The sequence below is a fragment of the Clostridium pabulibutyricum genome (assembly GCF_058242705.1).
Genome location: NZ_JBZAYZ010000015.1, coordinates 1 through 12,219, shown reverse-complemented (window position 1 = coordinate 12,219; position 12,219 = coordinate 1). Strand labels below are relative to the sequence as shown.

General features: G+C 33.0%; 14 protein-coding genes. 7 read left to right on the top strand and 7 right to left on the bottom strand.

Going from position 1 to position 12,219, the window contains the following annotated elements:
- The first annotated feature begins 19 nt into the window (after window positions 1–19).
- A complete protein-coding gene (locus AC4CVH_RS13695) occupies window positions 20–1,354 on the top strand; it encodes a bifunctional folylpolyglutamate synthase/dihydrofolate synthase (protein WP_490788306.1) in 1,335 nt (444 codons plus the stop codon).
- Window positions 1,355–1,409: 55 nt separating this feature from the next.
- Here AC4CVH_RS13695 and AC4CVH_RS13690 read toward each other — a convergent pair whose 3' ends face one another.
- The 3 genes from AC4CVH_RS13690 to pdaB form a co-directional block, all read right to left on the bottom strand.
- Window positions 1,410–1,997: a hypothetical protein gene (locus AC4CVH_RS13690; protein WP_490788305.1), complete on the bottom strand. Its 588-nt coding sequence runs from the start codon at window positions 1,995–1,997 to the stop codon at window positions 1,410–1,412.
- A gap of 107 nt (window positions 1,998–2,104) precedes the next feature.
- The gene (locus AC4CVH_RS13685) at window positions 2,105–2,815 is read right to left on the bottom strand and encodes a single-stranded DNA-binding protein (protein ID WP_490788304.1); all 711 of its coding nucleotides are present in this window, start codon (window positions 2,813–2,815) and stop codon (window positions 2,105–2,107) included.
- Between the two features lie 98 nt (window positions 2,816–2,913).
- Window positions 2,914–3,675 carry a polysaccharide deacetylase family sporulation protein PdaB gene (gene pdaB, locus AC4CVH_RS13680; RefSeq protein WP_490788303.1) on the bottom strand — a complete coding sequence of 254 codons (762 nt, stop codon included), beginning with the start codon at window positions 3,673–3,675 and terminating at the stop codon, window positions 2,914–2,916.
- 167 nt (window positions 3,676–3,842) lie between these two features.
- Between pdaB and AC4CVH_RS13675 the strand changes: the two genes are divergently transcribed.
- Window positions 3,843–4,370: a DUF4364 family protein gene (locus tag AC4CVH_RS13675; protein ID WP_490788302.1), complete on the top strand. Its 528-nt coding sequence runs from the start codon at window positions 3,843–3,845 to the stop codon at window positions 4,368–4,370.
- 2 nt (window positions 4,371–4,372) lie between these two features.
- On the opposite strand, the gene AC4CVH_RS13670 is transcribed toward AC4CVH_RS13675, so the two are convergent.
- Window positions 4,373–5,260 carry a YncE family protein gene (locus AC4CVH_RS13670; protein ID WP_490788301.1) on the bottom strand — a complete coding sequence of 296 codons (888 nt, stop codon included), beginning with the start codon at window positions 5,258–5,260 and terminating at the stop codon, window positions 4,373–4,375.
- 155 nt (window positions 5,261–5,415) lie between these two features.
- On the opposite strand from AC4CVH_RS13670, the gene AC4CVH_RS13665 reads away from it, so the two are divergent.
- Window positions 5,416–5,685: a TIGR03905 family TSCPD domain-containing protein gene (locus AC4CVH_RS13665; RefSeq protein ID WP_490788300.1), complete on the top strand. Its 270-nt coding sequence runs from the start codon at window positions 5,416–5,418 to the stop codon at window positions 5,683–5,685.
- 26 nt (window positions 5,686–5,711) lie between these two features.
- On the top strand, window positions 5,712–6,860 hold the full coding sequence (locus tag AC4CVH_RS13660) for a pyridoxal phosphate-dependent aminotransferase (RefSeq protein WP_490788299.1): 1,149 nt from the start codon (window positions 5,712–5,714) through the stop codon (window positions 6,858–6,860).
- Between the two features lie 37 nt (window positions 6,861–6,897).
- Here AC4CVH_RS13660 and dapB read toward each other — a convergent pair whose 3' ends face one another.
- From dapB to AC4CVH_RS13645, 3 genes are all read right to left on the bottom strand, one after another.
- Window positions 6,898–7,653, bottom strand: coding sequence for a 4-hydroxy-tetrahydrodipicolinate reductase (dapB, locus tag AC4CVH_RS13655; protein WP_490788298.1), 756 nt, complete (start codon window positions 7,651–7,653; stop codon window positions 6,898–6,900).
- A gap of 91 nt (window positions 7,654–7,744) precedes the next feature.
- Window positions 7,745–8,629: a 4-hydroxy-tetrahydrodipicolinate synthase gene (gene dapA, locus AC4CVH_RS13650; RefSeq protein WP_490788297.1), complete on the bottom strand. Its 885-nt coding sequence runs from the start codon at window positions 8,627–8,629 to the stop codon at window positions 7,745–7,747.
- Between the two features lie 59 nt (window positions 8,630–8,688).
- A complete protein-coding gene (locus tag AC4CVH_RS13645) occupies window positions 8,689–9,681 on the bottom strand; it encodes an aspartate-semialdehyde dehydrogenase (RefSeq protein ID WP_490788296.1) in 993 nt (330 codons plus the stop codon).
- 374 nt (window positions 9,682–10,055) lie between these two features.
- Between AC4CVH_RS13645 and AC4CVH_RS13640 the strand changes: the two genes are divergently transcribed.
- Genes AC4CVH_RS13640 through hslO form a run of 3 tightly spaced genes read left to right on the top strand, consistent with a single transcriptional unit; the run spans window position 10,056 to window position 11,980 of the window.
- Window positions 10,056–10,322, top strand: a complete 267-nt coding sequence (locus AC4CVH_RS13640; RefSeq protein WP_490788295.1) for an alpha/beta-type small acid-soluble spore protein — start codon at window positions 10,056–10,058, stop codon at window positions 10,320–10,322.
- Between the two features lie 31 nt (window positions 10,323–10,353).
- A complete protein-coding gene (locus AC4CVH_RS13635) occupies window positions 10,354–11,112 on the top strand; it encodes a class I SAM-dependent DNA methyltransferase (protein ID WP_490788294.1) in 759 nt (252 codons plus the stop codon).
- A complete protein-coding gene (gene hslO / locus AC4CVH_RS13630) occupies window positions 11,102–11,980 on the top strand; it encodes an Hsp33 family molecular chaperone HslO (protein ID WP_490788293.1) in 879 nt (292 codons plus the stop codon). The genes AC4CVH_RS13635 and hslO overlap by 11 nt, the downstream gene beginning before the upstream one ends.
- The last annotated feature ends 239 nt before the right edge of the window (window positions 11,981–12,219 follow it).

Here is a 12,219-nt window from a genome sequence, read left to right as displayed (position 1 = left end):
AGACGGGAAGGTGGAGCTTTTGGATTACAGGCAGGCGCTTGAGTATATAGAAAACACGGCAAAATTCGGCATAAACCTTGGACTGGAGAGAATGGAAAAACTGCTCGAGTTTTTAGGAAATCCCGAGCAAAAAATAAAATCCATACATATAGCAGGAACGAATGGAAAGGGTTCAGCAGCTGCAATGATTGCCGCTATGCTTCAAGAGAACGGATATAAGGTTGGAATGTATACTTCGCCTCATTTGGAGGTATTCGAAGAGAGAATGCAGATAAATGGTGAAAACATATCAAGGCAAAACCTTGCACTTTGTGTTGAAAAAGTCTCTGAGGCAGTTTCAAAGGTGATAAAACTTGGATATGATGATCCAACTGAATTTGAAATAGAAACCTGTGCTATGTTTTATTATTTTTGCAGTATGAAAGTTGATTTTGCAGTTATAGAGGTAGGACTTGGTGGAAGACTTGATGCTACAAATGTCATGACTCCATTTGATGAAGAACGGGGTGGAGGGGTGATTTTAAGTGTCATAATGTCTATAAGCTATGACCATATGCATATACTTGGAGATACTCTAGGTAAGATTGCCTTTGAAAAGGCCGGGATTATAAAGGAAAAGGTTCCTGTAGTTCTCTATCCACAGACACATGAGGCTGAGAATGTAATTGAGGATGTGTGTAAAAAAAAGAATGCGCTTCTATTCAAGGTTCCCTGTGAATCTGCAGAGCTGTTGAGCCAAAGAAAATTCGATTCATCAAGCAGCAGTTACTGCCAAAAAGTCAGAATGAATGTTTCCTGCAAAAGCTACGATATAAATTTGTCGCTTATAGGAAAACATCAGATGCTTAATTGTGCCGCAGCGGTTTTTTCGCTGATTAAAATTAATGATATTGGCTTTAATGTAAATATATCAAAGTCCTTTGAAGCACTGTCACATGTAAAGTGGAAGGGAAGACTTGAAGTTCTCCGCAAAAGTCCGCTTGTAATAATAGATGGTGCACATAATATAGATGGTATTGAAATGCTAAAGTACAATGTGAAGAAATATTTTAAATACAAACATCTTATTTTGATACTTGGAATACTTGCAGATAAACAAGTTTCTAAGATGACATCGGTAATAGCACCTGCTGCAGACCGGGTTATTTGCGTTACTCCAAACAGTGTCAGGTCAGAAGATGCCTTTAAGCTCAAGAAGATTGCAGAATTATACAATAAAAATTGTGAGGCCTTTCAAGATTATAGGGAAGCTTATGCGCGAGCACTTTACTATGCAGAGTATGAAGATATTGTACTTGTATCAGGATCTTTGTATATGATAGGTGATATGAGAAAGATTATAAACTCAAAATAAATTAAAAGAATACCATCTAAAATATTTATTGTTTTAGATGGTATTCCAACTTATATTAGTCTGAACAGCTGTCAGTTTTGCATGTAATGTCCAATTTACCTGAAATTTGATATACCGATTCGCAGCTATTCACAGGGCCGCCATCTTCACAGGAACATAATTTTTTTATAGAGATGCATTCAGGTTTGAATTTGATGTTTGTATAATCTTCATCGTAATCTCCGCAGCACGTAAATTTTAAATCATTTAAAAATGCACATGTTGAAGAACAGACGTATCCTATATTTCCACTATTATCTTTTATTCCAAGGCTTACAAAAACTTTAACACAGCCACATATTTTAATTGTATTAAGTTTTATTTTACATCCGCAAATCTGTTTTTTAATAGAGCCGCCAGGTTTTACAATTAAATTTTTGTCGCTTGCAACTACTACTTTTATTGCTTTATAGGCAACTTTTACTCCTTTTGGTACAGTTACAACACAGCAAAATTTAGCTTTTTCTGCTTTAGGGCATTTATCATCTGGAATATTTGGTTTGCTGCTTTCACATGAATCGGTAAATTCATCCGTATCTTCATATGAATTATCACAGGAATCTTTGTAAGCTGAATCCGTTGATATTTCATCTACTTTTTTCAACTAGCATCTCTCCTTAATAAAATGTTTTGTATTGTGTCTTTACAATAACATTCTATGTAACAGTATAGTAAGTGTTACAAGGATAACGCGCTAATATTATCAGCTTCTCATGATATTTGTTTGTTTTTCAAGCTGTCATTGTTAACTTGATTTTTGTCTGGTTTTAATGATGGAGTGTCTTCAACATTTTCCTGTGAATCTTTGTTCACTTTTTCCATTTTGGATATGGATACTTCGTAGGCCACTTTCTTTATTGTTTCCGATTCGGATATTTTCTTCTGATATTCTCTGCTTTGGAGTCTGCCCCATATTCTTATATTGTCACCAACCGTTAAAGTCTTGCAGAACCTAGAATTCCTTCCCCAGGCTATGGTTGGTATGTAGTCTGATTTATTATAGGCTCTGTTTACGGCCAGAAGCATGTCTGATATCTCTCTGCCGAAGGGTGTAGTTCTATAAACTGGTTCTTTGCATATGAATCCGTCAAGAAAAATTTGATTTGGATTTTTGCTTTTTTCAGTACACAGGCTTATGTTTCTTGCAAAAACAGTTAAAATAAGTCTGTTTGCTCCATCCACAAATTTATTATAAGATCTTAATTGCCCTTCAATTATTACCTGAGTTCCTGCTTTTATTTCAATATCGTTTATCAGGCGCTCCGAAATTGTTATAAACAGTATATCGTTAGTTTCACTCAATCTTGGAACTTTGATATTAAAGGTATAAAAACCCTCACCATACATTTCATGACTAAAAGTAAGTTCAGAGATCACTTCCCCCTCTAGATAAATCTTGTTGTTTAACATAAGATTCTCCATTTAAACCCCTCTTTCCATTAGTTTCAAAATAATTTATCTTACATATAATTATTCAGTTAAATCCTAAAATATACTAAAATAAATATAAACTCCGAATTTTAATTTGCATTGGATATTTGATTTCCATTACTGTCTATTTTGTAATTGTTTTTGTATATTAAATTTCCTACAGTTACAAAGTCATATCCTTCATTCTTTAGTTTGTCAATTATTTTTGGAAGATTTTGCGGAGTATATTTTGCACTGTTGTGAAACAATAGTATAGATCCAGGCTTTATGTTTTTTAGTGTTCTTTTGTACTCTATATCAGCTCCTTTTTCCATCCAGTCTATGCTGTCTGAATCCCATTGTATGCAGTAATAACCGGCATTTTGTATAGTTTCTATAACTAGATTATTGTAAGAGCCTTCCGGACACCTGAATAACCTGGTGCCTTTTCCAGTTATATGGCGTATTTTTGCATCATTTATATTTATGTCTTCAATAATTTGATTTTTTGAAAGATTTGTCATATTGGGATGGCTGTTTGAATGATTTCCTATTTCATGTCCTTTCTCAGATAGCTCCTTTAACATTCCAGGATATTTTTTTACCCAGTCACCTACAACAAAAAATGTAGCCTTGATATTGTATTTATCCAGAATTTTTAATATGTCTTCTGTGTGTTCTTCATTTCCAAGACTTACGTCAAAAGTTATTGCAACTTTTTTCTGAGATGTATCTACATGATATATTGGAAGTTTTCTGTCTGAGGTTAAAAATACGCCGGTTGAGCTGTAGTTTGTATACATGCAAAATGTTATTCCGATAATTAAAAATACGCTGGTAAGAGTTAGTTTAGCCAGTACTTTTCTTTTCAAAAATTTGCTCCTCTCGAATTGTTCCTATAATTTTATATAGTATTTTTAAGCTGTAAATATTACAATAGAGAGAGGAAAAATAAGATTTTGGTTTTATTTATTTTGCATATTTTATGTTATAATAATTAGTAAAGTGATTATAATTTAATTCAATGGGGTGGATATTGATGCCTGAAGATACTCTGGAACTAGCTGAAAATAAACTTCTCCTGCTTTATATTTTGAAAAAGATAGGTATTCCTGTTTCAAACAATAAGCTGACACAGATAATTCTTGAAAATAATTTTATAAATTATTTTATACTTCAACAGTATATAGATGAACTTTTAAATTCAAAATTCATCTTGCATGTTGATCCAAAGAATGATCACAGAATGGCAATTACAAAAAAAGGAAGAAAAGTACTTAATCTTTTTCAAAATATGATATCGAAGGAGAAAATAGAAACAGTAGATGAATATTTCAAAAAACATATGGGCAAAATATTAAAACACATTTCTATAAATGCGGATTATACCTCCCAGGAAAAGAACAAATTTATTGTGGAATTGGATGCGTCAGGTGACAGCATTGACCTCGTAAGTATAAAATTGCTTGTTGACTCGGATGAGAAAGCGGCGGAAATATGTGAAAACTGGAAAAGCAACTATTCAGTAATATATCGCAATATAATGAAGATGCTTTTAAAAAATTGAATCTAGTTCATTACCATACCTGTGGGTTCGCTGCCTATAGGTATGAATTCTTTATATTTATTTTCAATATTTAATCTTATCAAAATGTCGTTGTAATTATCTCCTATATATAGATTCTTATCATACTTGAGCAAATTTGCAGGCATCCCACCTACAATAATCTTATCGATTTCCTTGTAGTTGTTTATATCTATTACGCTTATTGTCCCGTCTCCAAAGTTGGATACAAAACAATATCTGCTGCTGCAGTATATGTCAAGTGGAGAGTTTCCTGCAACTATTCTGTTTATTATTTTAAAATTTTTAAGTGAAAGTATGGATATGCTGCCTTTAAATTCGGAGCCAAGATTGCTTTCACAGACTATTATATGTTCACCGTCTAATGTAAAGACTGCTTTTGTTGGATAGGATCCAACTCTTATGTTTTTGACATTTGAAGTATCAATGCAGTCTATCAAGGTTATAGTGTCATTTTGCATGTTTGAAACGAGAAGCAGCTTTTTATTTGAATTGAGACATATGCTGTGGGGGAGATTCCCGCAGGGTATTTGTTCAAGAATTTTTTTTAGTTTCAAGTCAAATACTATAAGAACGTTTGAGTCGCTGCAAATTATATAGGCCTTATTTTCAAAAGTAACTATGTCAGCGCATCGAGCTCCTATATAATAGCTTTCCTCCTGTAGATTTTTATTGATGTCTACTATTGATATGCTGTTGTTATAATTGTTTGCAGTTATAAGTTTTTTCTTATCTATACATATTCCATGAGGACCAACTTTATCGACGAATTCTTTTGATTTCAAGTATATTTTGTTTTCAATCTTGAAGCTGTTCAAATCAACTTTTGATATAGAGTCAGAAGAAGTGTTGCAAATATATATATAGTTCAATATCCTCACCCCCTACAAATATAATATGAACATTTATTAAAAAGTTTAATGATGAATTAAAAATTATTTTATCGATATGTTGTTTAATTGTTTATGATTATATATAATGAGTTTATATATTTTATAACAGAATAAAGGAAAGGTGGTAGTGTGCAATGTATAGTTATACTCCAAATGGAGTATGTTCACAGAAGATAAATTTTGACATTGTGGATAATAAAATTGATAACGTGAGTTTTATTGGAGGATGCAATGGGAATCTTCAGGGAATTTCAAAGCTTGTTCAAGGAATGGATGTAGACGAGGCAATGGAGAAACTGAGTGGAATTTCCTGCAACGGCAAAGGTACGTCGTGTCCTGATCAGTTTGCTAAAGCTATATACAGTATTGTTTCAAAAAACAAGATGTGCAGAGCTCAAAAATAATTTGTGGCTTTTGAGGAGGGTGTACTGTGAGAAATTTAATTTCTGAAAATGTTGAAAAAATCCAAATATCAGGTATAAGAAAATTTTTCAATAAGGTTCAAAATTATCCCGATGCAGTTTCGCTTACAATTGGACAACCTGATTTTAATGTACCGATTGGCATAAAATCTGCAGTTATACAGGCAATAAATGAGAATAAAACTGGTTATACATCAAATGCAGGTATAGTTGAGTTGAGACAGGAAATATCAAAATATCTTCAAGGTATTTCAATAGATTACAAAGCAGAAGAGATATGCATAACAATAGGTGGAAGCGAAGGTCTTATGGATGTGTTTTGTTCACTTATAAATAAAGGGGACAAGGTTCTTGTACCCACACCTGCATATCCAGCATATGAAAGCTGCGTTGGGATACTTGGAGGAAATATAGTAAATTATAATCTGAAGGATGACTTTTCTCTGGATTTTGAGAAGCTTGAAGCTGTAATTCAAAATGAAAAACCAAAGATTATGGTTCTTTCATACCCGTGCAATCCAACTGGAGCAGTTCTTTCAAAAAAAGACTGTGTAAAATTGTATAATCTTATAAAGAAGAATCAAATGGTTGTAGTAAGTGATGAAATGTATGCATCTCTCTGCTTTGATGAAAATTATTACTCTATTTCTCAATACATTGATATAAAGGACAAGGTAATAGTTGTAGGTGGATTTTCCAAGATGTTTTCAATGACAGGTCTTAGAATTGGATATGTATGTGCATGTAAAAGGTTCATGGATCAAATAATGAAAGTTCATCAGTACAATGTATCCTGTGCACCTTCTGTGGTACAATGGGGAGCTGCATACGGGCTTAGAAATTGTATGAAGGATGTAAGTTATATGAGAGACAAGTTTATTGAGAGAAGAGATTATATATATGAAAGGCTTGTAGGTATGGAATTCGATGTGAACATGCCTAAGGGAGCTTTTTATATATTTCCGTCAATAAAGAAATTTAAAATGAAGAGCGAGGACTTCTGTGAGAGACTTTTAAAAGAAGCCGGAGTCGCCATTGTTCCGGGAGCTGCATTTGGTAGTGGTGGAGAAGGTTACATAAGAATATCATATGCTTCCAGTGTAGATAAACTTAAGTTGGCTTCTGACAGGATGGAAAAATGGATATCGAATATTTAGAAGGCAATTTTTCTTTGAAAATTGCCTTCTAAATATTTTATTTATTTGAGGAAATGACGTCGTCCATGGAATACAGACCGTTTCCTTTCCCTTTCATAAATTCACATGCCTTTAAAGCACCTACTGCAAATACTTCTCTTGATATTGCAGTGTGTTTTATTTCAATGGTTTCTCCCTGACCTGCGAATATAATACTGTGTTCACCGACTATGCTGCCGCCTCTTATTGAATGTATGCCGACTTCGTTGTGATCTCTTTTTTTGATTCCATGTCTTCCATTTACAAATTCAAGGTTTGTATCTATTGAACTTTTTATTGATTCTGCAAGCATTAAAGCAGTTCCACTTGGAGAATCAACTTTCTGATTATGATGTGATTCTAGTATTTCTATGTCAAAGCTTTTAAAAAGCAGGGAAGACACATTTTTGAGTATGTTGTTTATTACATTTATTCCTATGGACATATTTGCAGACCTGAATATGGAAGTTGTGGCAGAGGCAGTTTTGATCTGTTTTATTTGTTCATCAGTATATCCTGTAGTACATAGAACCAATCCCATCTTTTTACAGGATGCATATTTAATAAGTGAATCAAGAGAATCGGGTCTTGAAAAATCCAGTATTACATCTGCTTTTTCAGTGCAATTGTCTATTGAAGTGAACACGGGATAATTAGATGATATGTTTTTTTTATCTATGCCGGCTGCTATGGATATGTTTTTATTACCTTCTGAAAGAGAGGATATTACTTTACCCATTTTTCCATTGCATCCGCTTAATATAATTTTAACCATTTTAGCACCTCTTATAGTTTTGATTTTTAATGATTTTAAATAACGTGAAAGATGTAATACTTTCACGTTATTTTGAAATGATTATTTTATTTTAACCTAATAAGCCATAATTTTTGAGTTCGCTTTTTAATATTTCAAGATTTTCAGGAGACATTTCACAAAGTGGAAGTCTCAGTTTTCCAACGTTTTTGCCGATAAGGTTCATGGCTGTTTTTATTGGAATAGGGTTTGTTTCTATAAACAATGATTTTATAAGGGAAAACATATCAAGTTGAATTTTCAATGCCTCATTGGTGTTGCCGTTAAAGAACAGCTCACACATCTTTTCCACCTCAGAAGGAACTATATTTGCCGCTACGGAAATAACTCCTGCACCTCCAAGAGACAATATTGGAATTGTCTGATCATCATTTCCAGAATATATATCAATTTTATTACGACAAATAGCCTTCATGGAGGCTATCTGACTTATATCTCCACTGGCTTCTTTTATAGCAGTTATATTTTCCAGTTCGCATAATTTTTCAAGAGTATTTGGCTGTATATTGAGTCCTGTCCTACTTGGAACATTGTATAGAATTATGGGAGTTTTTACGCTGTCATTTATTTTTGTAAAATGTTCTATAAGCCCCTTTTGAGTAGTTTTGTTGTAGTAGGGGGTTATTACAAGAAGTCCGTCTACTCCTATGCTTTCAGCCCATTGGCTCATGTATACAGCATCTGATGTACAGTTGCTGCCTGTACCTGCAATTACAGGTATTCTTTTATTTACCTTGTCTACAGTAAATTTTATTGTTTCTTGATCTTCTTTTACTGTCATAGTTGAAGATTCGCCGGAAGTACCACAGACGATTATAGCCTTTGTTCCTGATTTTATATGCCATTCTATAAGCTCTTCCATTTTCTCAAAGTTTACAGAATTGTCTTCTCTAAAGGGTGTAATGATAGCTACTCCTGAACCCTTAAATAAACTCATAAAAACACCTCGTCTTAAATTTATATTATATTATATGATGTAAATTTTGATATTGATATTTATTTCCCATTTACAATACATTCAGCTATTTCTACAGCATTTGAAGCAGCACCTTTTCTTATATTATCTGCAACGACCCATATGTTTAGTCCGTTTTCAACACTGAAATCACGCCTTATCCTTCCTATAAATACTTCATCGTGTCCAGCTGCATCTACAGGCATAGGGTATACAAGATTTTTAGTGTCGTCTTTTAAAATCAAGCCATCTGTATTTTTGAAAAGATTGAATACATCATCGATTTCAAATTTGCTTTTAAGTTCTACATTTATACTTTCACTGTGACCATACATTACAGGAACCCTTGCCGTTGTAGCTGTTATTTTCATGTCTTTGTCATGAAGTATCTTTCTTGTTTCATTTATCATTTTCATTTCTTCTTTTGTATATCCGTTTTCAAGAAAGTCGTCTATATGTGGAAGTATATTTCCTGCTATAGGATAAGGAAACTTTTTAGGAGGTTCATTTTTATATCCATTTATAAGATCATTGTATCCGCCCATACCGGCACCTGATACAGCTTGATAGGTTGAATATACTATTCTTTTTATGCCATATTTGTTTTGAAGGGCTTTTAAAGGCAGCATTGCTTGTATAGTTGAACAGTTTGGATTTGCGATTATTCCCTTGTTCCATTTTATATCTTCCGGGTTTACTTCTGGGACAACTAGAGGAATTTCATCAACCATTCTCCAGCAGCTACTATTGTCGATTACAGTTGCACCGTATTTTGCAAATATTGGTGCATATTCCTTGCTTACAGAGGCACCTGCAGAAAAAAGAGCTATCTGTATTTTTTTATTTTTTATATTATCTTCTTTTAATTCTTCTACCGTGAAATCTTGTCCCTTAAAATTTATTATTTTTCCGGCTGATTTGGAAGATGCAAAAAGATATAAATTTTCTATTGGAAAAGTCCGTTCCTTTAATACTTTCAAAAAAGTTCTTCCCACCATCCCAGTGCAGCCTACTACTGCAACATTGCACTTCATTTAATAATCACTCCTCATATTGTTTGGCTGTAATATTTTATGATTTAACTGTATAAATAATATTTTTATTTACACCATTATATTTTAAATATAATAGTTATTCAATATATAAATCTACATATATTAAATATTTTACACCTAAATTATGAAAAATAGGTAGCAAAATAAAGAAATTATAGAATAAAACATATTATATAAAATACATAAATTTATGTTATATTTATTATTGTTATGATAGAATATACTAATTAATGTGAATTGGCTTATATTAAAATACTAAATCAATGTTTCAGATTTGATCCCCAAAATGTAATTATAGGTATAAATCTCAGTTTTCAGGAGAAAATAATCTTATAGATTGGGGAGGAGTTAATATGTCAAAAACACCTTTAAAGAAAATAATAAAGGCCAAATTGAGATCAAACAAGGAGTTGACAGAAGCTGAAAAGTTGAGAGAGAGGCTGAAATATGAAATAGCAGAGGAACTCGGTCTTGGAGGCAAGGTTAGAGAATACGGATGGAGCGCACTTACGGCAGAAGAGACTGGAAGAGTGGGTGGAATGATGACCAAGAGAAAGAAAGAGTTGAATATACCCAAAAATGAAATTATAATTAGAAATCAGGAAAGAAACGGACAATGAACTTATTTTAAGAAAGGCAAATATACAGACTATGAAATGTTATAATAATTTTGCATATATATATGACTATTTAATAAACAAGGATGTGGATTACAGTTTATGGAGCAGAAGGATTTTAGATTCATGCAAAATGCATGGAGGTTTGCATTCAAGTTACCTTGATATAGGATGCGGTACTGGAAATCTTACAGAAAAAATAGCACCCTATTTTGATGAAACATGGTGTGTTGATGCATCTTCTGATATGCTTTGTGAAGCTGATGCCAAATTCAGAAGTAAAAATATCAGGGCAAAATTAATAAATCAAAATATGATTGAACTTGATTTAAATCATAAATTTGATCTTGTAACGTGTTGTCTTGATTGTATAAATTATATACTTTACGATAATGATATTGAGAGATATTTCAAGTCGGTTTTTAAGCATCTTAAACCCGGTGGAATATTTATATTTGATATGAATTCATTTTACAAGCTTCAAAATGTACTTGGAAATAATTTGTATGACTATGATGATGAAAATGTAACATACATATGGGATAATAGCTTTAAGGACAATATTGTGGATATGTATCTTATATTTTTTATAAAAGATGGTGATGTTTATAAGAGGTTTGATGAACATCACAGAGAGAGAGCTTATGAAGAGCTTGAAATAGATAATAAGCTTACAAGATGCGGATTTGATATAGTTGAAAAAATGGATTCTTATGAGAAAAAATGTCCTTGTAGGAAATCCGAAAGATTGGTATACGTAGTAAAAAAAGGAGAGAACGATGATGAAAGATGAATTGGTACGAGCTGTAGCCTGTGATGGAGGTATAAGGGTGATTTCAGCTGTAACAACAGAACTTGTCAGTAAAGCTGTTAAGATACATGGATGCCTTCCTACAGCAGCAGCGGCACTTGGAAGAATGCTTACAGCAGGAAGTATAATGGGATCCATGCTGAAATCGGAAGATGACAGCATTACTATAGAAATAGCCGGAAAGGGTCCTGCAAAGAGTGTAATTGCAGTTGCCTATCCGGAAGGAAAGGTTAAGGGGTATATAGGCAATCCAAAGGTGGATATTCCAACCAATTCAAAAGGAAAACTTGATGTCGGAGGTGCTGTAGGCAGAGATGGCAGCTTGACAGTAATAAGAGATATGGGACTTAAAGAGCCCTATGTCGGTCAGGTGCCTATAACTACCGGGGAGATAGGAGATGACCTTGCCTATTATTTTGCAGCCTCAGAACAAACTCCATCTGTTGTGGCACTTGGTGTCCTTGTAGACAAAGACCTTAGTATAAAGGCTGCAGGCGGTTTTATAATACAGCTTATGCCGGATTGTGATAAAGAAAAAATAGATATGCTTGAAGACAGAATGAAGAACATAACACAAGTTACAAGCATGATATCAAGTGGAATGAGTGCTGTGGATATTATAAAAGATATATTTAAAGGTGAAGATGTGAAAATTTTAAATGAAATTACGCCTGAGTTCTATTGCAATTGCTCAAGAGAAAGGGTTGAAAGGGCTTTAATAAGTATAGGAGAAAAGGACCTTAGAGAGATATATGAGGAGGGGAAGACAGAGGAGTTAAAGTGCAACTTCTGTGGTAAAGATTATAAGTTTACACATGAACAAATAGGAAGTATTTTAGAAAATGTTTAAAAAAATAAAATTCACTATGTCAAGCATTTTTGAAAATGTCCCAAAAAGTTTTAATTATTAGCACCAGTTTTTTGCTGGTGCTTTATTGTTTTGATGCTATTAATTTAAGGTATGGCAAACAAACCTTAGAAACAATTAATTTTTAAAAAATAATTTCGTAAGTTTTTTATGCTATCTTTTCTTTTTGTCTATGAACTTGCTTATTACAGTAACGTTCAAATGAAGCCTGTTTCCATGGA

Excerpts from the sequence above, each read along its gene's own strand:
- hslO (WP_490788293.1), top strand. The coding sequence starts at position 11,102 with ATGAAAGATGAATTGGTACGAGCTGTAGCCTGTGATGGAGGTATAAGG.
- dapA (WP_490788297.1), bottom strand. The coding sequence starts at position 8,629 with ATGAGTTTATTTAAGGGTTCAGGAGTAGCTATCATTACACCCTTTAGA.
- AC4CVH_RS13640 (WP_490788295.1), top strand. The coding sequence starts at position 10,056 with ATGTCAAAAACACCTTTAAAGAAAATAATAAAGGCCAAATTGAGATCA.
- AC4CVH_RS13675 (WP_490788302.1), top strand. The coding sequence starts at position 3,843 with ATGCCTGAAGATACTCTGGAACTAGCTGAAAATAAACTTCTCCTGCTT.
- AC4CVH_RS13635 (WP_490788294.1), top strand. The coding sequence starts at position 10,354 with ATGAAATGTTATAATAATTTTGCATATATATATGACTATTTAATAAAC.
- AC4CVH_RS13645 (WP_490788296.1), bottom strand. The coding sequence starts at position 9,681 with ATGAAGTGCAATGTTGCAGTAGTAGGCTGCACTGGGATGGTGGGAAGA.
- dapB (WP_490788298.1), bottom strand. The coding sequence starts at position 7,653 with ATGGTTAAAATTATATTAAGCGGATGCAATGGAAAAATGGGTAAAGTA.
- AC4CVH_RS13665 (WP_490788300.1), top strand. The coding sequence starts at position 5,416 with ATGTATAGTTATACTCCAAATGGAGTATGTTCACAGAAGATAAATTTT.
- AC4CVH_RS13685 (WP_490788304.1), bottom strand. The coding sequence starts at position 2,815 with ATGGAGAATCTTATGTTAAACAACAAGATTTATCTAGAGGGGGAAGTG.